Annotated in this window: 19 protein-coding genes; 13 read left to right on the top strand and 6 right to left on the bottom strand. The window is 56.5% G+C overall.

Annotated features, from left to right (window positions below; genetic code table 11):
* Positions 1–105 precede the first annotated feature (105 nt).
* Positions 106–936: a transketolase gene (locus KE671_RS08580; protein WP_206162556.1), complete on the top strand. Its 831-nt coding sequence runs from the start codon at positions 106–108 to the stop codon at positions 934–936.
* The gene (locus KE671_RS08575) at positions 929–1,864 is read left to right on the top strand and encodes a transketolase family protein (RefSeq protein ID WP_206162555.1); all 936 of its coding nucleotides are present in this window, start codon (positions 929–931) and stop codon (positions 1,862–1,864) included. The genes KE671_RS08580 and KE671_RS08575 overlap by 8 nt, the downstream gene beginning before the upstream one ends.
* 3 nt (positions 1,865–1,867) lie before the next feature.
* On the opposite strand, the gene entD is transcribed toward KE671_RS08575, so the two are convergent.
* Positions 1,868–2,491 carry an enterobactin synthase subunit EntD gene (gene entD / locus KE671_RS08570; RefSeq protein WP_206162554.1) on the bottom strand — a complete coding sequence of 208 codons (624 nt, stop codon included), beginning with the start codon at positions 2,489–2,491 and terminating at the stop codon, positions 1,868–1,870.
* Positions 2,492–2,536: 45 nt separating this feature from the next.
* Positions 2,537–4,810: a TonB-dependent siderophore receptor gene (locus KE671_RS08565; RefSeq protein WP_206162553.1), complete on the bottom strand. Its 2,274-nt coding sequence runs from the start codon at positions 4,808–4,810 to the stop codon at positions 2,537–2,539.
* 237 nt (positions 4,811–5,047) lie between these two features.
* Here KE671_RS08565 and fes point away from each other — a divergent pair, with 237 nt between their 5' ends.
* The 4 genes from fes to wzz(fepE) all read left to right on the top strand — a co-directional run bounded on the left by fes (position 5,048) and on the right by wzz(fepE) (position 11,751).
* Positions 5,048–6,256 carry an enterochelin esterase gene (fes, locus tag KE671_RS08560; protein ID WP_206162552.1) on the top strand — a complete coding sequence of 403 codons (1,209 nt, stop codon included), beginning with the start codon at positions 5,048–5,050 and terminating at the stop codon, positions 6,254–6,256.
* Positions 6,257–6,286: 30 nt separating this feature from the next.
* On the top strand, positions 6,287–6,505 hold the full coding sequence (locus KE671_RS08555) for an MbtH family protein (protein ID WP_206162551.1): 219 nt from the start codon (positions 6,287–6,289) through the stop codon (positions 6,503–6,505).
* Complete coding sequence (gene entF / locus KE671_RS08550) at positions 6,502–10,398, top strand: enterobactin non-ribosomal peptide synthetase EntF (RefSeq protein WP_206162550.1); 3,897 nt, start codon at positions 6,502–6,504, stop codon at positions 10,396–10,398. Before KE671_RS08555 ends, entF begins: the two co-directional genes overlap by 4 nt.
* A gap of 216 nt (positions 10,399–10,614) precedes the next feature.
* Positions 10,615–11,751, top strand: coding sequence for an LPS O-antigen length regulator Wzz(fepE) (gene wzz(fepE), locus KE671_RS08545; protein WP_206162549.1), 1,137 nt, complete (start codon positions 10,615–10,617; stop codon positions 11,749–11,751).
* A 33-nt stretch (positions 11,752–11,784) separates the two neighbouring features.
* Here the strand turns inward: wzz(fepE) and fepC are convergent, their stop codons facing one another.
* The 3 genes from fepC to fepD are packed head-to-tail and all read right to left on the bottom strand — an operon-like array spanning position 11,785 to position 14,569.
* A complete protein-coding gene (gene fepC / locus KE671_RS08540; RefSeq protein WP_206162548.1) occupies positions 11,785–12,579 on the bottom strand; it encodes an iron-enterobactin ABC transporter ATP-binding protein in 795 nt (264 codons plus the stop codon).
* Positions 12,576–13,568: an iron-enterobactin ABC transporter permease gene (fepG, locus tag KE671_RS08535; protein WP_206162547.1), complete on the bottom strand. Its 993-nt coding sequence runs from the start codon at positions 13,566–13,568 to the stop codon at positions 12,576–12,578. The genes fepC and fepG overlap by 4 nt, the downstream gene beginning before the upstream one ends.
* Positions 13,565–14,569 (bottom strand): Fe(3+)-siderophore ABC transporter permease, encoded by a 1,005-nt coding sequence (gene fepD, locus KE671_RS08530; protein ID WP_206162546.1) that lies wholly within the window; start codon positions 14,567–14,569, stop codon positions 13,565–13,567. Before fepD ends, fepG begins: the two co-directional genes overlap by 4 nt.
* Positions 14,570–14,680: 111 nt before the next feature.
* Here fepD and entS point away from each other — a divergent pair, with 111 nt between their 5' ends.
* The gene (gene entS / locus KE671_RS08525; RefSeq protein ID WP_206162545.1) at positions 14,681–15,919 is read left to right on the top strand and encodes an enterobactin transporter EntS; all 1,239 of its coding nucleotides are present in this window, start codon (positions 14,681–14,683) and stop codon (positions 15,917–15,919) included.
* Positions 15,920–15,964: 45 nt separating this feature from the next.
* On the opposite strand, the gene fepB is transcribed toward entS, so the two are convergent.
* Positions 15,965–16,906, bottom strand: coding sequence for a Fe2+-enterobactin ABC transporter substrate-binding protein (fepB, locus tag KE671_RS08520; RefSeq protein WP_241029817.1), 942 nt, complete (start codon positions 16,904–16,906; stop codon positions 15,965–15,967).
* A 191-nt stretch (positions 16,907–17,097) separates the two neighbouring features.
* Between fepB and entC the strand changes: the two genes are divergently transcribed.
* From entC to cstA, 6 genes are all read left to right on the top strand, one after another.
* Positions 17,098–18,273, top strand: coding sequence for an isochorismate synthase EntC (entC, locus tag KE671_RS08515; RefSeq protein WP_206162543.1), 1,176 nt, complete (start codon positions 17,098–17,100; stop codon positions 18,271–18,273).
* 9 nt (positions 18,274–18,282) lie between these two features.
* Positions 18,283–19,890: a (2,3-dihydroxybenzoyl)adenylate synthase gene (entE, locus tag KE671_RS08510; RefSeq protein ID WP_206162785.1), complete on the top strand. Its 1,608-nt coding sequence runs from the start codon at positions 18,283–18,285 to the stop codon at positions 19,888–19,890.
* Positions 19,891–19,903: 13 nt separating this feature from the next.
* Positions 19,904–20,761 carry an isochorismatase gene (locus KE671_RS08505; RefSeq protein ID WP_206162542.1) on the top strand — a complete coding sequence of 286 codons (858 nt, stop codon included), beginning with the start codon at positions 19,904–19,906 and terminating at the stop codon, positions 20,759–20,761.
* On the top strand, positions 20,761–21,516 hold the full coding sequence (gene entA / locus KE671_RS08500) for a 2,3-dihydro-2,3-dihydroxybenzoate dehydrogenase (protein WP_206162541.1): 756 nt from the start codon (positions 20,761–20,763) through the stop codon (positions 21,514–21,516). The genes KE671_RS08505 and entA overlap by 1 nt, the downstream gene beginning before the upstream one ends.
* Positions 21,517–21,518: 2 nt before the next feature.
* On the top strand, positions 21,519–21,932 hold the full coding sequence (gene entH / locus KE671_RS08495; RefSeq protein WP_206162540.1) for a proofreading thioesterase EntH: 414 nt from the start codon (positions 21,519–21,521) through the stop codon (positions 21,930–21,932).
* A gap of 185 nt (positions 21,933–22,117) precedes the next feature.
* Positions 22,118–24,223, top strand: coding sequence for a pyruvate/proton symporter CstA (gene cstA / locus KE671_RS08490; protein ID WP_043001454.1), 2,106 nt, complete (start codon positions 22,118–22,120; stop codon positions 24,221–24,223).
* The last annotated feature ends 55 nt before the right edge of the window (positions 24,224–24,278 follow it).

Genomic DNA, 24,278 nt, shown 5'->3' with positions numbered 1-24,278 from the left:
GATACCGTGGCGTAAGCCGTGTGGTGTGAAGCAAAGGGATTTCTGGTTTTTTTAGTCCCTGATGGAATAAATATTCCATATTGAAAATAAATTCAGAGGTGTTACATGAATCCCTGGCACTACGATATCCAGACTCTTGAACGCACAGCGCGAGCGGTGCGTCGTCACATCGTCAAATTAAACGCCTATAGCCCTGCAGGAGGGCATACCGGTGCGGACCTGTCTCAGGTTGAACTGCTCACCGCACTCTATTTCCGCATTTTGAATGTCGCCCCGGATCGCATCGACGATGGGGAGCGGGACATCTACATTCAGTCCAAAGGCCATGCGGTAGGTTGTTACTACTGTGTTCTGGCAGAGGCCGGTTTTTTCCCTGTTGACTGGCTGAACACATACCAACACGCCAATTCTCATCTTCCGGGCCATCCGGTACGCCAGAAAACGCCGGGTATTGAACTGAACACCGGCGCGCTGGGCCACGGTTTGCCTGTCGCGGTGGGGCTGGCGCTGGCGGCGAAGAAAAGTAACAGTGCTCGCCGTATCTTTTTAATTACCGGTGATGGTGAACTGGCGGAAGGTAGCAACTGGGAAGCCGCGCTCGCCGCCGCGCATTATGGACTGGATAACCTGGTGATCATTAATGACAAGAATAATCTCCAGTTGGCCGGACCCACGCGTGAAATCATGAACACCGATCCGCTTGCGGATAAATGGCGTGCCTTCGGCATGCAGGTTACCGAATGCCAGGGAAATGATATGGCGTCGGTTGTCAGTACGCTGGAAGGTCTGAAGCAGGAAGGGAAACCGAACGTCGTGATTGCCAATACTACAAAAGGCGCAGGTATTTCGTTTATCCAGGGGCGTCCTGAGTGGCACCACCGGGTGCCAAAAGGTGAAGAGATTGAACTGGCTCTGGAGGAGTTAAAAGATGAGTAATGCAGAACACCTCGCAAACGTGATGGTTCAGGCGTTTATTGATGCAGTAGAAAATGGCGTTGATCTGGTGCCGGTCGTGGCTGACTCAACATCCACCGCGAAAATTGGTCCCTTTATTAAGCGGTTTCCGGACAGGCTGGTCAACGTGGGGATTGCCGAGCAAAGCATGGTCGGGACGGCGGCAGGGCTTGCGCTCGGCGGCAAGGTTGCAGTCACCTGTAACGCGGCGCCATTCCTGATTTCCCGTGCCAATGAGCAAATTAAAGTTGACGTTTGCTACAACAATACCAACGTGAAACTGTTTGGCCTGAATGCGGGGGCCAGCTATGGTCCGCTGGCGAGCACGCACCACGCTATCGACGATATCGCCATTATGCGTGGGTTTGGCAATATCCAGATTTTCGCCCCCTCTTCACCGCGAGAGTGTCGACAGGTAATCGACTATGCCCTTGGCTACAAAGGGCCGGTGTACATTCGCATGGACGGAAAAGCGCTCCCGGAACTGCATGATGAGAGCTATCGTTTTGTGCCGGGCGCCGTAGTGACCTTACGTGAAGGCGACTCGCTGGCGCTGGTGGCAACAGGTTCTACTGTCCACGAAATTGTTGATGCGGCCGCGTTGTTAGCCGATTCCGGTATTCAGGCGACGGTGGTAAGTGTACCGTCCATTCGTCCGTGTGATACCAAAGTCTTGTTAGCGGCAGTGAAAGGCTGTAAAGCGGTGATCACCGTTGAAGAGCATAATATCAACGGTGGACTGGGAAGCCTGGTGGCGGAAGTTCTGGCTGAAGCAGGCACTGGTGCGGTTCTGAAGCGCTTAGGCATCCCGGATGGTGAATACGCGGCGGCGGCCGATCGCGGCTGGATGCGCCAGCACCATGGTTTTGATGCCGAGTCGATAGCGGCCCAGGCGCGGGAAATGCTTTGAAAGTTAACGCGTTGCCACGGTAACGACATGGCTATCGGAAGCGAGCCACTGTACCCACCAGGTCTGGTCGAACGCTCGTAATCGCATCTGGTCATGTTGAACGTCCAGAATGTGATAGTGCATGAATCCGCAGCCTACCTGCGTTCGCCCCTGGGTTGCCTTAAAGGCGCTCTCTTTGGCAGAAAACGCCAGCGTGAGCGCCTGTTCAAAAGGTAATCCGCTTCCTGCAAGCCGTGATTTTTCTGTCTCTGAGACGATACTGTCCGCCAGTTCTGCCGCTGTCTGCGGCGTAAATATTTCCTCTCTATCAACGCCGACTGGTTGACAGGAAACCACAGCCAGCGCGGTAGTCGCGCAGTGGCTGATGCTGCCAAACAGGCCTTCCGGCCATAACGGTTGTCGTTGTTCGCCCATTCCCGGTACGTTTTTATGACCCCATTCGCGTAGCGCATGAACGGCGGCAATACGGCCGGCCAGGTGTTCGGCTTTACGTTTACGCCCGGCAGGTGCCAGTTGCGCATGATGAGGCAGCCACAGCAGATCGTGCTCATGAAAGGTGTGCGGCTCGAACGTGACACAATGTAACGTGTGGTGAGCCAGAGTGAGAAGAGAGTGAGTTGTCTGCATTGCGTCATCAAAAACCCTCCTCCGGGGGGAGGAGGGAAGAGGGCATCAGAAGTGCGTGTTAACGCTCATGTACCACGTACGACCCGGTTCGTTATAGGTGTACGCGCCCGCGCCACGCATATAAGAGACATCGGTCGTGCTACCGGTCGTTTGCGCATTACCTTCACGCCACAGACGTTTGTCGAAGACGTTATCCACGCCACCGGTCAGGCTGACATTTTTGGTCACGTCCCAGGTCGCGCTCAGACCCACGATGCTGTACGGGCTGATGGACTGTTTATCTGAACCGGTCACCGGTTTACCCTGGTAATCGTATTTCTTCGGCTCTTGTTTGCCGTACCAGGTAAAGGTGGATTGCAGAGAAACATCCTGATGTACCTGCCAGCTCAGCGTTGAGTTCAGCGTGTACTCCGGAATAATCGACAGGCGTTCGCCGGTCTCTTTGTTCTTACTCTGCAGCATGTAAGTGATGTTGTTGGTCCAGTTAACGGTGTTGCTCACCGGTACGTTCAGCGTCCCTTCCAGCCCTTCGACCACCGCTTTAGGCACGTTCTCCCACTGATAGATATCGGTGTAGGTGGTTTTGCCTTTGCTGGTAATGGACGTGCGGTCCATTGGTACCGTACCGGCTTCGATCTTGTTGCGATAATCGTTGCGGAACCAGGTCACCCCCGCCAGCCAGCCATCACGTTTGAATTCAAGGCCAATCTCTTTGTTAATGCTGGTTTCTGCTTTCAGATCGTCGTTACCCATCATGTAGCAGCCGATTCCGGTCGCGGCACCCGTGGCATAGCAGCCCTGGCCTTTACTGTACAGAATGTAGTTCGGGTTAGTCTGATACAGGCTTGGCGCTTTATACGCTCGCGCAATGCCCATCTTCAGGGTGAAGTCGTCGCCCAGCCCCTGTGACAGGTTTAGCGATGGGCTCCAGTTGTCGCCCACGATGCTGTGGTGATCGAAACGCAGTCCCGGCGTCAGCATGGTGCTGTCGGTCAGCTCCATGTTGTTCTCGGCGAACAGCGAGAAAATTTCCGCTTTTGAATAAGGACTGCGGTCGGTGCTGCTGGAGCCTGGAATATCACCGCCCATAAAGGTTTGCGAGTTGGATAGCATGTCCTTCATGCGCTGCTGGGTCCATTCTGTACCCAGCGTCAGGTTCTGGTTAACCAGAAAATCGAACGGCAGGCTGACTTCACTGTGCAGCGTGACGTCGTTCAGGTCGGCATCAACATATTTTTGTGACGCTTTCGGGTCGAAGATCCCTTCGGTCCCCCCCGCGAGGCCTTCCGGTGTACGGGAGTTGCGCGTGTGTTCGTACTGTACCCAGTTCGTGGTGGTGACGCCGTTATCCCAACCGCCGTTCCAGGTCAGCGAGTAGTTCTGACGATAGAGACGGTTGGTTTCTTTGCCATAGTTATCTTTCACCAACTGGTTGGTGTTGGTGTTCTGCGTATCTCCGGCGTACAGGTTACCCTGACGGCTGTAACCGGCTTCCAGTTCTATTGACTGCATTGGCGCGAAGTCCCAGCGCACCACACCGTTAATATCTTTGTTGATGACGCCTTCACGGCCGGCTGGCAGCGTGTCGGCATAGGTGCCGGTTCGTTCAGACTGATGGCCCTGGTTGATGTTACGCGCATCGGCCTGTGTCTTATCCAGGTTACCGAACAGGCGGAAGCTGAAATCCCCGCCCAGCGGGCCGTTGAGGGTAAAGTTAGTGCGTTTGGTCGCGCCTTCCTCTTTGTGTTCCGGCGCGTTGAAATAGGTATTCCAGGAGCCGTGCCACTCGTTGCTGCCCTTTTTGGTGATGATATTCACCACGCCACCCGCAGCGCCGTTACCGTAACGCGCGGCGGCAGGCCCGCGCAGGACTTCAATGCGTTCGATCATCTCTGGCGGTACCCAGGATGTATCGCCACGGGTATCGCGCTCACCGCGCCAGCCGAGGCGTACGGAGTTACGGCTGGTCACCGGTTTACCGTCGATCAGGATCAGGGTGTTTTCTGGCCCCATACCACGAATGTCAATCTGACGATTATTGCCGCGCTGGCCGCTGGTGGAGTTACCGGTCAGGTTAACGCCTGGCATGGTACGAATGATTTCAGAGACGTCGCGAGCGGGAGGATTTTTGCGAATTTCATCTGCGGTGATAGTCGACACGCCAGGAGCCTGCAAGTTCTGCTGGGCGGCGGTAACCACAATAGTATCTTCATGAGAGACGGCGGTGCTATCAGCGGTTTCTTCTGCCATAGCAGGCAGCGCTACCCCGTAAATCCCTAAATTGACCAGTAAGGCCAGGGAATGAATCTTCTTGTTCATTGTATTTCCTGCTTTTCTTTAGCCACGTGTACCAGACGCCTGAGATTGGTATCCGGCCCGATGTCGCCCGCCTCTGCGAAAACCCTCCGTTCCAGAAAAGCCCGCAGTGCGGTTGGTTAAAAACTGTTCGCGCTTCCCACGGCGCGTCAATACGCTATTGCAAATGCAAATAGTTATCAATAATATTATCAATATATTTCATCAATCAATGAAAAAGATCACAATAAACATGAGGTTATGGCGGTGACGGCGTTAACGGTAGGCAGTGAGGCCTGGTGGCAGTCAAAAAACGGTCCGCAATGGACGCGTGAAGCAGACGGAAATTACCGGGTGACCTTCTGGTGGCGCGATCCGCAGGGGAGTGAGTTACATTCTGCTATTCAGCGAGTCTGGGTATACATCACCGGCGTGACCGATCATCACCAGAATGTCTTTCCCCAGACGATGCAGCGCATTGCCGGAACAGATGTCTGGCACTGGCAGACCGTGTTAAGCGCCAACTGGCGCGGCAGCTACTGCTTTATTCCCTCTACGCGGGACGATACGTTTGCGTCGCTAAAGGCGGATCAAGCGCGGGATCGCACTGCGCTGCGCGAAGGCTGGCGACAGTTGTTGCCGCAGGCGATAGCCGATCCGCTTAATCCTGTGAGCTGGACAGGGGGGCGAGGGCACGCCGTGTCGGCGCTTGAAATGCCGCAGGCCCCTGCGCAACCTGGCTGGGACGACCCACAAACGCCAGCGTCATCGCCGGTGGTTCTGCACTGGAACAGCGCGCGTCTGGGTAATACGCGTCGTGTGTGGGTTTTTATGACCGGCGATGCGCAACCGGATGAACGCCCTCTGGCGATTCTTCTCGATGGGCAATTCTGGGCAAAGAGTATGCCGGTCTGGCCTGCACTCACTTCACTCACCCAGCGGGGGAAACTTCCATCGGCGGTTTATCTGCTTATTGATGCCATCGATACCACGCACCGCAGCCGTGAACTTCCCTGTAACGCGGATTTCTGGCTGGCGGTTCAACACGAATTATTGCCGCAGGTCCGGCGCGTTGCGCCATTCAGCGATCGTCCGGAACGTACGATCGTTGCAGGACAAAGTTTTGGCGGGCTGTCATCGATGTTTGCGGGGCTGCACTGGCCGGAACGCTTTGGCTGCGTGCTCAGTCAGTCGGGTTCTTACTGGTGGCCCCATCGTGGCGGCCAACAAAACGGACTGATTATTGAACAACTTCGCGCCGGTAAGTTGTCCGCGAAGGGACTGCGGATTGTCCTCGAGGCGGGAGTCCGCGAACCGGTTATCTTTCGCGCGAATCAGGCGCTCTACACACAACTACAGACCACACAGCAGTCGGTTTTCTGGCGTCAGGTTGACGGCGGACATGATGCACTTTGCTGGCGTGGCGGCCTGACGCAGGGGTTGATCGACCTCTGGAAGCCGCTGCGCTGAGCGAGTGATTTTCCACGACAGGAGTTGAGTATGGAATTCAGTAATCCCTTCGATAACCCGCAGGGACAATTCTACATTCTGCAAAATTCGCAGCAGCAGTTTAGCCTCTGGCCACAACACTGTGCATTACCTGCTGGCTGGCAGGTGATATGCGAACCGCAGTCTCAGGAAGCCTGCCAGCAATGGCTGGCGCAACACTGGACCACGTTAATTCCCGGCCATTATGCCGTTTCGCAGGAGGCGCAATGAGTCGTCGTTTACCGCTGGTTGCCGCACAGCCTGGCATCTGGATGGCCGAAAAGCTCTCCGCATTATCTTCTGCCTGGAGCGTCGCACATTATGTGGCGTTAACCGGTGAACTGGACGCGCAACTGCTGGCGCGCGCAGTGGCCACCGGTCTGCAGCAGGCTGATACCTTACGGCTGCGTTTTACCGAGGATAACGGTGACGTCTGGCAATGGGTCGATGACGCCTTTATGTTTGCTGAGCCGCAGATTTGCGATCTCCGCTCCGCCGAGAACCCACATGATGCCGCGCTGGCGCTGATGCAGACTGACCTGCAACGAAATTTGCGCGTCGATGGCGGCAAGCCGCTGGTGCATCATCAGTTGATCCAGGTTGGTGACGACCAGTGGTACTGGTATCAGCGCTATCACCATTTACTGGTTGATGGCTTCAGTTTCCCGGCGATTACCCGCCAAATCACCGCGATTTACAGCGCATGGTGTCGTGGTGACGCGACGCCTGATTCCCCCTTCACGCCGTTTGCCGAGGTGGTGGAAGAGTATCAGCAGTATCGCCAGAGTGAGGCCTCGCAACGTGACGGCGCGTTCTGGGCTGAACAGCGTAAACAGCTTCCGCCGCCGGCGTCGCTTTCACCCGCACCGCTGCCGGGACGAGCAGCGACGTCTGAAATTTACCGTATGAAGCTCGATGCCCCGGAAGGTGCGTTTCGCCACCTGGCGGCGCAACTGCCTGACGTTCAGCGAACCGATCTGGCGCTGGCGCTGGTGGCGCTCTGGCTGGGACGGCTGTGTAATCGGATGGAATACGCGGCAGGCTTTATCTTTATGCGCCGCATGGGCTCGGCGGCGCTGACCGCTACCGGGCCCGTGCTCAACGTGTTACCGCTGGGCGTGCGTATTGATGCCGCAGAAAAATTGCCTGAACTGGCAAAACGGTTGTCCGCTCAGCTTAAGAAAATGCGTCGTCATCAGCGTTACGATGCAGAGCAAATCGTCCGCGACAGTGGGCGAGCGGCGGGGGACGCGCCGCTGTTTGGTCCGGTGTTTAACGTCAAAGTCTTCGACTATCAGTTGGACATGCCCGGCGTTTCAGCGCTAACCCATACGCTGGCGACGGGGCCGGTTAACGATCTGGAACTGGCACTGTTCCCGGATGAAGAGGGCGGGCTAAGCATTGAGCTTCTCGCCAACCAGCAACGTTATGATGAAGCGACGCTCAAACAGCATGCGTCACGTCTGATGGCGTTAATCGAACAGTTTGCCGCTAACCCTGTTCTGTGCTGCGGTGATGCCGATCTGCTGCTTCCGGCTGAATATCAGCAGATTGCACAGGTGAATGCCACGGCGGTTGACATCCCTTCCACGACGCTCAGTGCGCTGGTGGCGGAACAGGCGAGCAGAACGCCGGACGCGCCCGCTTTGGCGGATGCCCGCTATCAGTTCAGCTACCGCGAAATGCGCGAACAGGTGGTGGCGCTCGCCGGTGTGTTGCGCGAACGCGGTGTGCAACCGGGCGACAGCGTCGCGGTGGCTTTACCACGCTCCGTCTTTCTGACGCTGGCACTGCACGGGATTGTTGAAGCCGGTGCGGCCTGGCTGCCGTTAGACACCGGTTATCCTGACGATCGCCTACGGATGATGCTGGAAGACGCGCGGCCGAAGCTGCTGATCGCCACGGCGGAACAGCTATCGCGCTTTAGCGATATTCCGGGGCTGGAAAGCCTCTGCTATAACGAACCGCTGACGGCAGGCGATAGCGCGCCGCTGGGGTTATCGCAACCGCAGCATACGGCGTACATCATCTTTACTTCGGGTTCAACGGGCAGACCGAAAGGGGTGATGGTTGGGCAAACCGCCATCGTTAACCGTCTGTTGTGGATGCAAAACCAATATGGATTGACGTCGAAAGACGTGGTGGCGCAAAAAACCCCGTGCAGCTTTGACGTCTCGGTGTGGGAATTCTTCTGGCCGTTTATTGCCGGGGCGAAGCTGGTGATGGCTGAGCCAGAAGCACACCGCGATCCGCTGGCCATGCAGCGCTTTTTTGCCCACCACGGGGTGACGACGACTCACTTTGTGCCGTCGATGCTGGCGGCATTCGTCGCCTCGCTGACGCCAGAGCGCGCCAGTGAAAGCTGCGCAACGTTAAAGCATGTCTTTTGCAGCGGCGAAGCCTTACCCGCCGATTTATGCCGTGAGTGGGAGCAACTGACGCATGCCCCGCTGCATAATCTGTATGGTCCAACGGAGGCGGCGGTTGATGTCAGCTGGTATCCAGCCTGGGGCAATGAACTGGCAAAAGTCACCGGTAGCAGCGTACCGATTGGCTTCCCGGTGTGGAATACCGGACTGCGGATCCTGGATGCGATGATGCATCCGGTTCCCGTCGGCGTAGCGGGCGATCTCTACCTGACCGGTATCCAGCTCGCGCAGGGTTACCTTGGCAGACCGGATCTCACGGCGAGTCGCTTTATCGCCGATCCGTTTGCGCCGGGGGAGCGAATGTACCGTACCGGAGACGTCGCGCGCTGGCTGGAAAACGGTGCGGTGGAGTATCTGGGACGCAGTGACGATCAGCTCAAGATCCGCGGTCAGCGCATCGAGCTGGGCGAAATCGATCGAGTGATGCAGGCGTTGCCTGATGTTGAACAGGCGGTGGTTCACGCCTGCGTCTTTAATCAGGCGGCAGCAACGGGAGGCGATGCCCGCCAACTGGTAGGTTATCTGGTCTCGCAGTCAGGTCTTCCGCTCGATATCCCCGCGCTCCAGGCGCTGCTGCGTGAAAAACTCCCGCCGCATATGGTGCCGGTGGTGTTACTGCAACTGGCGCAACTGCCGCTCAGCGCCAACGGCAAGCTGGATCGTAAAGCGTTACCGATGCCGGAATTAACGCCGGGCGCCAGAGGGAGAGTCCCGCAGCCTGGCAGCGAAACGATGGTGGCGAAGGCATTCAGTGAACTGCTGGGCTGTGACGTCAACGACGTTGAAGCTGATTTCTTCGCGCTGGGTGGTCATTCGCTGCTGGCCATGAAGCTGGCAGCGCAACTGAGCCGGACCTTCGCCCGTCAGGTGACACCGGGGCAGGTCATGGTGTCCTCGACGGTGGCGCAGCTGGCGGCGTTACTGGATGCGGACGATGACGTACAGACACAACGTCTTGGGTTTGAAACGCTGCTGCCACTACGTAAAAGTGATGGCCCAACGCTGTTTTGCTTCCATCCGGCGTCGGGATTTGCCTGGCAGTTTAGCGTACTGTCGCGCTATCTCAGTCCACAGTGGTCGATTACGGGAATTCAGTCGCCGCGTCCACAAGGGCCGATGCAGACGTCAGCCAATCTGGACGCGGTCTGCGAACACCATCTGGCGACGCTCCTTGAACAACAGCCGCATGGCCCGTATTACCTGTTGGGCTATTCGCTTGGCGGCACGCTGGCACAGGGTATTGCCGCACGTCTGCGGGCGCGGGGTGAAGCGGTCGCTTTCCTCGGTCTGCTGGATACCTGGCCGCCGGAAACGCAGAACTGGTCAGAAAAAGAGGCCAATGGACTCGATCCGGAAGTGCTGGCGGAAATTGACCGCGAGCGGGAAGCCTTTCTGGCCGCGCAGCAGGGGAACGCGTCAGGCGAATTGTTTAGCACCATTGAAGGGAATTACGCTGATGCCGTCCGCTTACTCACCAGCGCGCACAGCGTCCCCTTTGATGGCCGTGCGACGCTGTTTGTTGCCGAGCGTACTCTGCCGGATGGCGTAAGCCCGGAACGCAGCTGGGCGCCGTGGATTGCGGAGCTGGAGGTATATCGTCAGGATTGCGCGCATGTGGAGATTATCTCCCCATCCGCCTTTGAAAATATCGGCCCTATCATCGCCGCATGCTGCAATAAATATAAGCATAGCTGAATAATATTTCGTCCTCTAAGCATCCCTCGTAACCACGTGCCATCGTTACGGGGGATCTTTTATTGCGATAATTCTTTGTATTAAGAATATTTCCTTCAGAGGGGGCAACATCTGAATTTGGCTTTATCCATGCATTAGTATTTCGGAATATTATGGGGGTTTGTTACGCTGTTAGCAGGAATTAGCTTTCGTGGAACATGCAACAGGACGTACAGTATGCCGTCACTTAATATTAAGCAGGGTAAAAATACGGAGTTTACTGGTTTTCCGTTGCCCCATTCTCAGAGTAATGAAATCGATTTATTAAAGCTGATTGATATTTTATGGCAGGCTAAAAAACGTATTATTGTGTGTACACTCGCGTTTGCGTGCGTGGGGTTATTCGTCACATTCTTTTTGCCTCAACGCTGGACCAGTGAAGCCGTGGTGACGCCCGCCGAATCAATCCAGTGGCAGGATTTACAAAGAACGCTGACGGGATTACGCGTTCTGGATCTTGATATCAATGTCGATCGCAGTAACACCTTCAATCTCTTTATCAAGAAATTTCAGTCCTTTTCATTGCTGGAGCAATATTTACGCTCATCTCCGTATGTAATGGATCAATTAAAAGGCGCGGAAATCAATGAGCTGGAACTGCATCGGGCCATCGTCGCGCTGAGCGAAAAAATGAAAGCCGTGGACAGCAATGCCGGAAAGAAAAATGAAACGGCACTGTATACGTCATGGGTGTTGAGTTTTACGGCTCCGGCCAAAGAAGAGGCACAACAGGTACTGGCAGGGTATATCCAGTTTATTGCCGAGATGGTGGTACAGGATTCACTGGAAAATATCCGCAATCAATTAGAAGTCAAAACGCGTTTTGAGAAAGAACGCCTGGCACTTGACCGCGTTAAACTTAAAAATCAGCTGGATACCAATATTCAACGACTCAATTATTCACTGGAGATTGCAAATGCCGCCGGAATTAAAAAACCGGTTTACAGCAATGGCCAGGCGGTGAAAGACGATCCTGATTTTTCTATTTCTCTGGGCGCTGATGGGATCCAGCGAAAGCTGGAGATTGAAAAATCGGTCACGGATGTGGCTGAGTTGAATGCGGAGTTAAAAAACCGGCAGTATTATGTTGAACAACTGGAGTCAGTCAATGTTCATGATGTGGAATTCTCGCCGTTCAAATATCAGCTTGAGCCATCTTTACCGGTAAAAAAACAGGGGCCGGGTCGAATGATCGTGGTCGTGTTGGCTGCATTGATGGGAGGGATTGTGGCCTGTGCTGGCGTGCTTCTCCATCATGCTATGGTATCCCGTAAAAGGGATGAGGCCGCGGTCAAAGAGATCTGGTCTGATTGACGGCCGGAAGGTTCAACGCCTTCCGGCCTGCGGCTAACGGCGGCCCAGCGGCACCACCAGCGGTGTGCCCGCCACAGGATCATCAATGATCATGCAGCGTAGCCCATAGATTTTTTCAATTAGCTCTGCGGTGACAATCTCCTTTGGCGCGCCTTCGGCGACAATCTTTCCTTCACGCAGCGCAATCAAATGTGTGGCATAGCGACAGGCCTGGTTGAGGTCGTGAAGTACAGCGGCGAGGGTGTAGCCTTTCTCCTGATTCAGTTCGCTCAGCAATTCCAGCAGATCAATCTGATGGCTGATATCCAGCCAGGTGGTCGGTTCATCGAGCAGCATGATTGACGTTTCCTGTGCCAATACCATCGCTATCCATGCGCGCTGACGCTGTCCTCCGGACAAGGTATCCACGCTTTGATTCGCCAGATGTGTAATACCAGTGGCGCGCATGGCCTGCGTCACAGCATCTTCATCTTCTTTACGCCAGCGGGTAAACAGCGGCTGATGCGGATAGCGTCCGCGCGCCACCAGTTCCTGTACGGTGATATCGCCCGGGGTTGTGGCATTTTGCGCCAGCAGACCGATGCGGCGAGCGACCTCTTTGCTGGGATAGTGTTGAATAGGCTCGCCATCCAGCCAGACATGACCGTTTGCCGGCGTCATCAGCCGACTGAGGGTTCGCAACAGCGTCGATTTCCCGCAGCCATTTGGTCCGATAATGGCGGTGAAATGACCATCGGGAATGGTGACGTTAAGGTCTTCGGCAACGGTGAATTTTCCATAACCCAGCGTTAACTGGTCGCCGCGCAAACGGGCTACTGATTCGGTCATTTTTTGCGGGACTCCTGAATTAACAAAGCGATAAGGTAAATACCGCCGATACTCACAGTGACGACGCCCACCGGAAGTTGATAAGGCATAAACAGTTGCTGTGCGCACAGATCGGCCGCCAGCAGTAACAGCGCGCCGCAAAGCGCGGCCTGGGTTAACCCCCACCGCGCGGTGCCGCTCAGTCGGCGGGCGATGTGCGGCGCAACCAGCGCAATAAAGGAAATCGGTCCGGCCAACGCGGTGGCAGCCGCGGTTAACGCCACGGCGACCAGCATCAAAGCGAGTCGCGAGCGTTCCACGCTGACCCCCAGCGCGCAGGCGCTATCATCCCCCATCTCCAGCAGACGCATGCGGCGCACCAGCAGTCCGGCACCTGCCAGCATCAGAATGATGATGGGTGCGGAAGGCCAGGTTTTTGCCCAGGTCAGACCATTAAGCGAGCCGGCATTCCACAATCCAGCGGTCAGTGCTGTGTCCAGCGAAGCCTTCAGTAACAGCCAGGTGTTAAATGCAAACAGCATGGCGCGAATGCCGATGCCGATAATGATCAGGCGGAAGGTTTCGATACCGTTACGCCAGGCCAGCAGCCAGACCACCAGTGACGTCAGAATGCCGCCGGCCATCGCTGCCAGCGCGATAGCCGTCAGATGCTGGCCAAACAGTACCATCGCGACCAGCACGCCGCTCCAGGCTCCGGTATTAAAGCCCATTACGTCCGGGCTGCCGAGTGGGTTACGCATCAGGGACTGAAAAATCGCTCCGCTGACGCCGAGTGCGGCACCGATCAGCAGCGCCATCAGCACGCGCGGCAAGCGCCACTCGGTCACCACCATCGTCAGGCTGCGCGGCGCATCGCCGGATAGCGCGGCAATAATTTGCGGGATTTCCAGCGTCACCGCACCGCTACGCAGACCCCAGAGCGCGAAGATCAGGCAGCCGACCGTCAGAAGCAGGCACGCGATCAGCAGGCGACGTGATACGTACATCATGCGGCACCTCGCGGACGACGACGAACCAGAAAGATCAGCACCGGAGCGCCAATAAAGGCGCTCACGACTGACACGCGCAATTCGCCGGGAACAATCAGCCGGCCAATGATATCGGCAAAAAGCAACAGGGCTGGGGTGGCGATCAGCGTCACGGGAAGCGACCAGCGGTGATCGGCACCGACCAGCCAGCGAGACATGTGCGGCATCATCAGGCCGATAAACGCAATCGGTCCGACAATCGCCGTGGCGCTACCGCATAAGACGGTGATGGCTAACAGGCCGATGAGCTGTGTGCGTGCGACTTTGCTGCCAAGCGCCGTGGCGGTATCAGTTCCCAGACTCAGGCTGTTCAGCGCCCGACTGAGCATTAGCGCAGTGGCACCGGCTATCAGCACCGGCACAATAACCACTTTGAGGGTTTGCAGATTGCGAATATCCAGTGAACCAGCCTGCCAGTAACGAAGCTGATCGTAAACGTCAGGATTCAGCAGGGAAATACCGCTGGTGAGACCTTCCAGAACCGCGGCGAGCGCGACGCCCGCCAGCGTCAGACGTACCGGACTCAGTTGACCGCCACCCTGACTGCCAGTAAACGCCACAATCAGTGACGCCACCAGCGCGCCGATAAAGGCCATCACCAGTTGTTCCTGTGGAGTGGAAAAACCGAACAGCGCCGCACCCAGCACGATGGCAAAACTGGCTCCGGCGTTGACGCCAAGCAGCCCAGGATCGGCCAGCGGATTGCGGGTGAGGGTTTGCATTAACGCTCCGGCAAGTCCCAGCGCCCCCCCCGCCAGCAGTCCTGCCAGCGTTCGCGGCAGGCGGGCGTCCAGCACGATAGTGCAGTCGGCACTTTGACAGGTGCCGGTGAGCGCGTCCAGCACCACGGAGACGGGTAAGGATTTTGCACCGATGGTCAGACTTAATGCCGTGGCGCTAACCAGTAATAACAACAATCCGGGCACGGCAATGGCACGCGTCACGGAAACAGAACATGACATATCAACTTCCCTGATAATGATAGTAATTATCGTTATCGATCTTATTTGATTATGTTAGCATGTGCAGCCATTGAATGGATAATGAAAAAAAGATCGCATTAAGGCGTTGTAATGAATCGACAATCCTGGTTGCTCAACCTCAGTTTACTGAAGACACACCCGGCATTTCGCGCAGTCTTCCTGGCCCGTTTTATCTCTATTGTTTCGCTCGGACTGCTCGGCGTCGCGGTACCCGTGCAGATCCAGATGATGACGCATTCGACCTGGCAGGTGGGTCTCTCGGTAACACTGACCGGTAGCGCGATGTTTGTCGGGCTGATGGTAGGGGGCGTGCTGGCCGATCGCTATGAACGCAAAAAGGTGATCCTGCTGGCGCGTGGGACTTGCGGTATTGGCTTCATTGGTCTGTGTCTGAACGCCATGTTGCCGGAGCCTTCGTTGATTGCGATTTATCTGCTGGGCCTGTGGGACGGCTTTTTTGCTTCGCTGGGCGTGACGGCACTGCTGGCGGCAACGCCTGCGCTGGTAGGGCGCGAAAACCTGATGCAGGCAGGGGCGATTACCATGCTGACCGTGCGTCTGGGCTCGGTGATTTCGCCTATGCTGGGCGGACTGTTGCTCGCTTCCGGCGGTGTGGCCTGGAACTACGGTCTGGCGGCGGCAGGGACCTTTATCACCTTATTACCGCTGTTGAGCCTTCCGGCGCTGCCGCCCCCACCGCAGCAGCGTGAACATCCGCTGAAATCCCTATTGACGGCGTTTCGCTTCCTGCTTGCCAGTCCGCTGATTGGTGGCATTGCACTGCTTGGCGGTCTGCTGACGATGGCAAGCGCCGTGCGCGTGCTTTATCCGGCGCTGGCGATAAGCTGGCAGATGTCAGCGGCGCAGATTGGCGTATTGTACGCCGCCATTCCTCTCGGGGCGGCGGTTGGCGCACTCACCAGTGGGCAACTGGCGCACAGCGTGCGCCCGGGGTTAATCATGCTGGCCTCGAGCGTGGGGGCGTTTCTGGCCATTGGCCTGTTTGCCCTGATGCCCGTCTGGGCGTTAGGCGTGGTGTGTCTGGCGCTGTTTGGCTGGCTGAGTGCCATCAGTTCGCTGTTGCAGTACACAATGCTGCAAACGCAGACGCCAGAAAATATGTTAGGGCGTATCAATGGCCTGTGGACGGCGCAGAACGTGACAGGAGATGCCATTGGTGCCGCGTTATTAGGCGGTCTGGGAGCTATTATGACGCCGGTGGCCTCAGCGAGCGTCAGCGGCTTTGGTCTGGTGATTGTGGGGCTGCTACTGCTGCTGTTACTCAGCGAGCTGCGTCGATTCCGGCAGATGCCGCCGGAACCGGCATAGAATGGGACTGGCCGGATAACGCGTTAGCCGCTCCGGTAATAGCAATTAAAACAGCGCGGCGAGGCGGTTTAACACCCGCATCGCACTGTAATAATCGAGGCGGAAAGACTCGGTGCCCAGGGCATAGACGCGCTTGTTCTGTACCGCAGGCAGGTGTGCCAGCAGAGGGTTGGCGTAAATCGCCTGTACGTCTTTCTCGTCGCCGGCAAACAGGAACAGCGCTTCTCCGTTCAGTCCGGCTGCCAGATTTTCACCGCCAAGCTGAATGATATCGTGACGTTTCCCCTGACTTTGACTGGGCTGCAGTCCGCCAGGCAACGTTGCCAGCGTAAAGCCGAGTTGTTCGAGCATTTTTCCCTGCGCGGACTCTGGCGTCCACAGATTGGCTCTGTGGGCGGCGGCGGTGTAGACCAGCGCGCTCACCGGTTGTGGCGGCAACGTCAGCTGCTGCTTAACGATGGTTAGCTGCTTATCAAATTCCGCAATACGTGCGGCAGCCTGTTTCTCCTGGCCGGTAATCTCGCCTAACTGTGTCAGCAGTGACTGCCAGCTTTTATCGTCGTAATTGATGATAAGCGTCGGGGCAATAGGCGAGAGCTGATCGTACAGCGCCAGGGCGGAGTCGCCGCCAGTCGCGCTAATCAGAATGAGATCGGGCATTTGTGCTGCCACCGCTTCGGCGTTCGGTTCGCCAATATACAGGCGCGTCAGCTTGCGTGTTTTTGCCTCGTCGCCCCATTGACGTAAAAATCCCTGATCGTCAGCCACGCGATTGTTTGGTGTTGTCGCCCCGCTGGCGACGACCGGTGCATCAATCGCCAGCAATGAGCCGGTCAGCGTGACGCTGGTCGAAACGATGCGTTCAGGTTTGTGTTCCAGCGTGTGGCTGCCGCGAACATCCGTCACCTGACGCGGCCAATCCGCGGCGTGGGCTGAGGAGAATCCGAAAACGAAGAGCGTAACGAGCAGGCTGGGCAGGGAAGGCAGTCTCACAAATCAGTTCCTGTGCTGAGTTATTAATGCTTCTCATTTTCATTATTAAGCGTAAGGGATGCAAGCGTTAGTCGCACTTTGTGCTACCTCAAGAGTTGACATGTTGCCTGTTTGCTTTTAGGTTAGCGACCGAAAATATAAATGATAATCATTATTAAAACCTTTATCATTTTTTGGAGGATGATATGGATACGTCTTTGGCCGAGGAAGTGCAGCAGACCATGGCAACACTTGCGCCCCATCGCTTTTTCTTTATGTCGCCGTATCGGAGCTTTACGACGTCAGGATGCTTCGCCCGCTTCGATGAACCTGCCGTTAACGGCGATTCGCCAGACAGCCCCTTCCAACAAAAATTACAAGCACTGTTTGCCGAAGCCAAAGCGCAGGGTATCGCAAAACCGATTATAGTGGGGGCGATTCCGTTCGATACCCGCCAGCCATCATCGCTGTTTATTCCCCAGAGCTGGCAGACCTTTTCTCGCCAGGAAAAGCAGCAGTCATCACGCTACTTTACCGATCATCAGACACTGAACGTTATGGCACGCAACGCGATCCCCGAGCAGGAGACGTTTGAAGAGATGGTCGCGCGTGCAGCCGCGCTGACGGCGACGCCGGACGTCGACAAAGTGGTGCTGTCACGACTGATTGACATCACCACCGACGCTGAGATCAACAGCGGTGCGTTGCTGGAACGTCTGGTGGCGCAAAACCCGGTTAGTTACAACTTCCATGTCCCGCTGCGCGATGGCGGCGTTCTGCTGGGCGCGAGCCCGGAACTGTTGCTGCGCAAAGAGGGCGATCGCTTCAGCTCTCTGCCGCTGGCGGGCTCCGCGCGCCGTCAGCCTGATGATGTGCTTGACCGGGAAGCCGGAAACCGCCTGCTGGCCTCTGAGAAAGATCGTCATGAACACGAGCTGGTTACGCAGGCGATGAAAACCGTGCTGCGCGATCGCAGTCAGGATCTGCAACTGCCGTCTTCACCGCAGCTCATTACCACCCCTACGCTCTGGCATCTCGGTACGCCATTTGAAGGCAAAGCCAATGCCGGAGAAAACGCCCTGACGCTGGCTTGTCTGCTGCACCCGACGCCTGCGCTGAGTGGTTTCCCGCATCAGGCAGCGAAACAGTTGATTGCTGAACTGGAGCCATTTGACCGCGAACTGTTTGGCGGCATCGTGGGCTGGTGTGACGCCGAAGGTAACGGTGAATGGGTAGTGACCATCCGCTGTGCGACGTTACGTAAAAACCAGGTGCGTCTGTTTGCAGGTGCAGGGATCGTCCCGGCCTCTTCGCCGGTGGGAGAGTGGCGTGAAACCGGCGTCAAACTCTCCACCATGTTGAACGTTTTTGGATTGCATTAAGGAGCGATGATGAGCATTCCTTTCACCCGGTGGCCTGACGAGTTCGCCCGGCGATACCGCGAAAAAGGTTACTGGCAGGATCTGCCGCTGACGGATATTTTGACCCGCCATGCAGAAAGCGACCATACGGCGGTCATCGAGGGTGAGCGTCAGTTGAGCTATCGTGAACTGAATCAGGCGGCGGATAATCTCGCCTGTACGCTACGCCGTCAGGGGATCACATCCGGCGAAACCGCGCTGGTACAACTGGGCAACGTGGCGGAGTTGTATATCACTTTCTTTGCGCTGCTGAAGCTTGGCGTTGCGCCCGTGCTTGCCCTGTTCAGCCATCAACGCACCGAACTTACCGCGTATGCGACACAAATCGAGCCCACGCTGCTCATTGCCGATCGTCAGCACGCGCTGTTTACCGACAATGATTTTCTGAATACGTTTATTGCTCAGCATAATTCTATCCGCGTGGTGCATCTGCTCAATGACCGCGGAGAGCACTGTCTGCAAGCGGCGATAAACCAGCCGGCAGACGCATTTATCGCCACGCCGTCGCCGGCGGATGAGGTGGCTTACTTCCAGCTCTCCGGCGGCACGACCGGAACGCCAAAGCTGATCCCGCGAACCCATAACGACTATTACTACAGCGTGCGTCGCAGTAATGAAATCTGTCACTTCACTGCCGATACCCGTTTTTTATGCGCTATTCCTGCCGCACATAACTACGCCATGAGCTCACCCGGTTCGCTGGGCGTATTTCTTGCAGGCGGAACGGTTGTGCTGGCCGATGATCCAAGCGCCACGCTGTGTTTCCCGCTGATCGAAAAACATCAGATTAACGCGACGGCGCTGGTGCCGCCAGCGGTCAGCCTGTGGTTACAGGCGATTAACGAGTGGGGCAGTAACGCGCAACTGGCTTCGCTGATGCTGTTGCAGGTTGGCGGTGCACGTCTTTCCGCATCCCTGGCGGCGCGGATCCCGGCTGAAATCGGCTGCCAGTTGCAGCAGGTTTTCGGCATGGCGGAAGGTTTAGTGAACTACACCCGTCTCGACGACAGCCCGGAGCGGATAATCAATACCCAGGGGCGTCCAATGTGTCCGGATGATGAAGTGTGGGTGGCAGATGCCGACGGCAACCCGTTACCTCAGGGGGAAACGGGACGACTGATGACGCGTGGTCCATACACCTTCCGCGGTTATTACAAAAGCCCACAGCATAACGCCAGCGCGTTTGACGCCAACGGTTTTTACTGCTCAGGCGATCTGATCTCTATCGACGAGGATGGCTACATCACCGTTCAGGGACGAGAGAAAGATCAGATCAACCGAGGCGGCGAGAAGATTGCGGCGGAAGAGATCGAAAACCTGTTGCTTCGTCATCAGTCGGTGATCCATGCGGCGCTGGTCAGTATGGAAGACGAGCTGATGGGCGAGAAAAGCTGTGCATATCTGGTGGTGAAAGAACCGCTGCGCGCGGTACAAGTGCGTCGCTTCCTGCGTGAGCAGGGCGTCGCCGAATTCAAGTTACCGGACCGGGTGGAAACCGTTGAGGCGCTGCCTCTGACCCCGGTTGGAAAAGTCGATAAAAAACAATTACGTCAGTGGCTGGCAACACGTTCGGCCTGAAGGAGAATACACAATGGCAATTCCTAAACTGCAGGCTTACGCGCTACCTGGCGCGCTTGATATTCCGGCCAATAAGGTCAGTTGGGCATTCGAGCCGGACCGTGCGGCGCTATTGATCCACGATATGCAGGACTACTTCGTCAGCTTCTGGGGGGAAAACTGTCCGATGATGGCGCAGGTGATCGCCAATATCGCCGCTCTGCGCAACTACTGTAAAGCGCATAATATTCCCGTTTATTACACCGCGCAGCCGAAGGAGCAGAGCGATGAAGATCGCGCCCTCCTTAACGATATGTGGGGGCCGGGACTGACGCGCTCGCCGGAGCAGCAAAAAGTGGTCGCTGCGCTGGCTCCGGATGAAGCGGATAACGTGCTGGTGAAATGGCGTTACAGCGCGTTTCACCGTTCCCCGCTGGAACTGATGTTGAAAGAAACTGGCCGCGATCAGCTGATTATCACTGGGGTCTATGCGCACATTGGTTGTATGACCACGGCAACAGACGCTTTCATGCGGGATATCAAGCCGTTTATGGTGGCGGATGCGCTGGCGGATTTCAGCCGTGAAGAGCATCTTATGTCACTGAAGTACGTTGCAGGACGAGCGGGCCGCGTGGTGATGACCCAGGAGTTACTGCCTGCGCCGGTACCGGCCAGCAAAGATGAATTGCGGGCGCTGATTTTACCGTTGCTTGATGAGTCCGATGAACCGATGGATGACGAGAACCTGATCGATTACGGTCTGGACTCGGTACGGATGATGGCGCTGGCAGCGCGCTGGCGTAAAGTGCATGGCGATATCGACTTCGTGATGCTGGCGAAAAACCCGACCATTGATGCCTGGTGGGCGCTGCTTTCCCGCGAGGTGCGCTAATGATCGGATTCGATTTTCGCGGCAAAACGGTGTGGGTCACCGGCGCGGGTAAAGGGATTGGTTACGCGACGGCGCAGGCGTTCGTCGAGGCCGGCGCGCAGGTCACGGGTTTTGACTGCGAATTCGCTTTACAGGATTATCCGTTTGCCACTGAAGTGATGGATGTGGCGGATGCCGGAGAGGTGGCTGAGATCTGCCAGCGCGTGCTGGCGCACAACGAACGGCTGGACGTGCTGGTGAACGCTGCCGGGATTTTACGTATGGGGGCGACCGACTCGCTCAGTCCGCAGGACTGGCAGCAGACGTTTGCCGTCAATGTCGGTGGGGCCTTTAACCTGTTTCAGCAGACCATGGCGCAATTTCGCCGTCAGCAGGGGGGAGCGATCGTGACTGTGGCTTCTGATGCCGCACATACACCGCGCATCGGCATGAGCGCCTATGGCGCGTCGAAGGCCGCACTGAAGAGTCTGGCGCTGACCGTCGGGCTGGAACTGGCGGGCAGCGGCGTGCGCTGTAACCTGGTATCCCCGGGTTCTACGGATACCGACATGCAGCGGACGCTGTGGGTCAGCGATGACGCGGAACAGCAGCGTATACGCGGCTTTGGCGAGCAGTTCAAGCTCGGCATCCCACTGGGCAAAATCGCCCGACCACAGGAGATCGCCAATACCATTCTGTTTCTTGCTTCCGATCTGGCCAGCCACATTACGCTACAGGATATTGTGGTGGACGGCGGCTCCACGCTGGGAGCGTAACGATGATCTGGAAACGTCATTTAACGCTTGATGAACTGAACGCCACCAGCCAGAACACGATGGTGGCGCATCTGGGCATTGTCTATACCCGACTGGGTGACGACGTGCTGGAAGCCGAAATGCCAGTGGATATCCGCACACACCAGCCGTTTGGTTTACTGCACGGTGGGGCCTCGGCGGCGCTGGCCGAAACGTTAGGCTCAATGGCGGGTTATTTAATGACCCGCGACGGGCAGTGCGTGGTTGGGACAGAACTGAACGCCACCCATCACCGTGCGGTTTCGCAGGGCAAGGTGCGCGGTGTTTGTCAGCCGCTTCATCTGGGACGTCAAAGCCAGAGTTGGGAAATCGTTGTGTTTGATGAGCAAGGGCGGCGGTGCTGTACCTGTCGTCTGGGAACTGCGGTGCTGGGTTGAGCACACGTAATGTCATGTGATTGCAGTGTTGGCTGGTGAATGAAGTGATCCAGTTAACAATGCAATGTAAATAGTCGGTGATACTTCAGGTTTATTGGGTTGTCAGGTTGTTAAAACCAGAAAAGATGTTATAGAAACAAAATGTAACATCTACCTTCTCTGGAACACGCAAACGGATAACAACCATGAATAAATCAGGGAAATACCTCATCTGGACAGTGCTCTCGGTAATGGGTGCATTTGCTCTGGGTTATATTGCGTTAAACCGTGGGGAACAGATCAACGCACTGTGGATAGTCGTGGCGTCGGTCTGTGTCTATCTCATTGCCTATCGTTTCTACGGTCTGTATATCGCCAAAAATGTACTGGCGGTTGACCCGACGCGAATGACGCCAGCGGTACGTCATAACGACGGGCTTGACTACGTTCCCACCGACAAAAAAGTCTTGTTTGGTCATCATTTTGCGGCGATTGCCGGCGCAGGTCCGTTGGTCGGGCCGGTACTGGCTGCGCAAATGGGTTATCTGCCGGGGATGATCTGGCTGCTGGCTGGTGTGGTATTAGCCGGGGCGGTACAGGATTTCATGGTGCTCTTCGTGTCGACGCGTCGCGATGGACGCTCACTCGGTGAACTGGTCAAAGAAGAGATGGGCCCAACCGCAGGGGTAATTGCGCTGGTGGCCTGCTTCATGATCATGGTGATTATCCTCGCAGTGCTGGCGATGATCGTAGTGAAAGCGCTGACCCACAGTCCGTGGGGAACCTATACCGTCGCGTTTACCATCCCGTTGGCGATCTTTATGGGGATCTATCTGCGCTATCTGCGTCCGGGCCGTATCGGCGAAGTGTCGGTTATCGGTCTGGTGTTCCTCGTGTTTGCCATTATTTCCGGTGGCTGGGTCGCGGAAAGTCCAACCTGGGCACCGTACTTCGACTTCACCGGCGTCCAGTTAACCTGGATGTTGGTGGGCTACGGTTTTGTGGCGGCGGTACTGCCGGTGTGGCTGCTGCTGGCGCCGCGTGACTACCTTTCAACCTTCCTGAAAATCGGGACCATTGTCGGTCTGGCGGTGGGCATTTTGATCATGCGCCCAACGCTGACGATGCCCGCGCTGACAAAATTTGTCGATGGCACCGGGCCGGTTTGGACGGGTAACCTGTTCCCGTTCCTGTTTATCACTATCGCCTGTGGTGCCGTTTCGGGCTTCCATGCGCTGATCTCCTCCGGCACGACGCCGAAAATGCTGGCGAACGAAGGGCAGGCCTGCTTTATCGGCTACGGCGGCATGTTGATGGAATCGTTTGTCGCCATCATGGCGCTGGTTTCTGCCTGTATCATCGATCCGGGCGTCTATTTTGCCATGAATAGCCCAATGGCCGTGCTGGCGCCTGCCGGTACTGCTGACGTGGTGGCGTCTGCCGCTCAGGTGGTCAGCAGTTGGGGCTTTGCCATTACGCCGGATACGCTGCATCAGATTGCCAACGAGGTGGGCGAGCAGTCGATCATCTCCCGTGCGGGTGGTGCGCCTACGCTGGCAGTGGGGATGGCCTATATCCTGCACGGCGCGCTGGGTGGGATGATGGATGTGGCCTTCTGGTATCACTTTGCCATTCTGTTCGAAGCACTGTTTATTCTGACGGCGGTCGATGCGGGGACGCGTGCGGCACGCTTTATGCTGCAGGATCTGCTGGGCGTGGTTTCTCCTGGCCTTAAACGTACGGATTCATTGCCTGCCAACCTGCTGGCGACCGCGTTGTGCGTGCTGGCGTGGGGCTACTTCCTGCATCAGGGCGTGGTGGATCCGTTAGGCGGCATTAACACCCTGTGGCCGCTGTTTGGTATCGCCAACCAGATGCTGGCAGGTATGGCGCTGATGCTCTGTGCGGTTGTCCTGTTCAAGATGAAACGTCAGCGTTATGCGTGGGTGGCGTTGGTGCCGACCGCATGGCTACTGATTTGTACCCTGACGGCGGGCTGGCAGAAATCCTTCAGCCCGGATACAAAAGTGGGCTTCCTGGCGATTGCCAATAAATTCCAGGCGATGATCGACAGCGGCAACATCCCGCCGCAGTACACGGAATCGCAGCTGGCACAACTGGTGTTTAACAACCGTCTGGATGCGGGCCTGACTATCTTCTTCATGGTGGTAGTTGTGGTACTGGCGCTGTTCTCCATTAAGACAGCGCTCGCCGCGCTTAAAGAGGACAAGCCGACGGCGAAAGAGACGCCGTATGAGCCGATGCCGGAAAATGTGGAAGAGATTGTTGCGCAGGCCAAAGGGGCGCACTAACGTGTAATTATGCCCCTCTCCCGACCGGGAGAGGGGGTCTCTGACAGGTGGTAAT

Origin of the sequence: Citrobacter amalonaticus (assembly GCF_018252635.1) — a bacterium.
Classification (GTDB): domain Bacteria; phylum Pseudomonadota; class Gammaproteobacteria; order Enterobacterales; family Enterobacteriaceae; genus Citrobacter_A; species Citrobacter_A amalonaticus_E.
This window is presented reverse-complemented; position numbering and strand designations above follow the sequence as displayed.

Coding starts and splice junctions, on each gene's coding strand:
- cstA (WP_043001454.1), top strand. CDS start 22,118: ATGAATAAATCAGGGAAATACCTCATCTGGACAGTGCTCTCGGTAATG.
- KE671_RS08565 (WP_206162553.1), bottom strand. CDS start 4,810: ATGAACAAGAAGATTCATTCCCTGGCCTTACTGGTCAATTTAGGGATT.
- entE (WP_206162785.1), top strand. CDS start 18,283: ATGAGCATTCCTTTCACCCGGTGGCCTGACGAGTTCGCCCGGCGATAC.
- fepD (WP_206162546.1), bottom strand. CDS start 14,569: ATGTCATGTTCTGTTTCCGTGACGCGTGCCATTGCCGTGCCCGGATTG.
- fes (WP_206162552.1), top strand. CDS start 5,048: ATGGCGGTGACGGCGTTAACGGTAGGCAGTGAGGCCTGGTGGCAGTCA.
- entD (WP_206162554.1), bottom strand. CDS start 2,491: ATGCAGACAACTCACTCTCTTCTCACTCTGGCTCACCACACGTTACAT.
- entH (WP_206162540.1), top strand. CDS start 21,519: ATGATCTGGAAACGTCATTTAACGCTTGATGAACTGAACGCCACCAGC.
- KE671_RS08505 (WP_206162542.1), top strand. CDS start 19,904: ATGGCAATTCCTAAACTGCAGGCTTACGCGCTACCTGGCGCGCTTGAT.
- KE671_RS08575 (WP_206162555.1), top strand. CDS start 929: ATGAGTAATGCAGAACACCTCGCAAACGTGATGGTTCAGGCGTTTATT.
- fepG (WP_206162547.1), bottom strand. CDS start 13,568: ATGATGTACGTATCACGTCGCCTGCTGATCGCGTGCCTGCTTCTGACG.
- entF (WP_206162550.1), top strand. CDS start 6,502: ATGAGTCGTCGTTTACCGCTGGTTGCCGCACAGCCTGGCATCTGGATG.
- entC (WP_206162543.1), top strand. CDS start 17,098: ATGGATACGTCTTTGGCCGAGGAAGTGCAGCAGACCATGGCAACACTT.
- entS (WP_206162545.1), top strand. CDS start 14,681: ATGAATCGACAATCCTGGTTGCTCAACCTCAGTTTACTGAAGACACAC.
- fepC (WP_206162548.1), bottom strand. CDS start 12,579: ATGACCGAATCAGTAGCCCGTTTGCGCGGCGACCAGTTAACGCTGGGT.
- KE671_RS08555 (WP_206162551.1), top strand. CDS start 6,287: ATGGAATTCAGTAATCCCTTCGATAACCCGCAGGGACAATTCTACATT.
- entA (WP_206162541.1), top strand. CDS start 20,761: ATGATCGGATTCGATTTTCGCGGCAAAACGGTGTGGGTCACCGGCGCG.
- KE671_RS08580 (WP_206162556.1), top strand. CDS start 106: ATGAATCCCTGGCACTACGATATCCAGACTCTTGAACGCACAGCGCGA.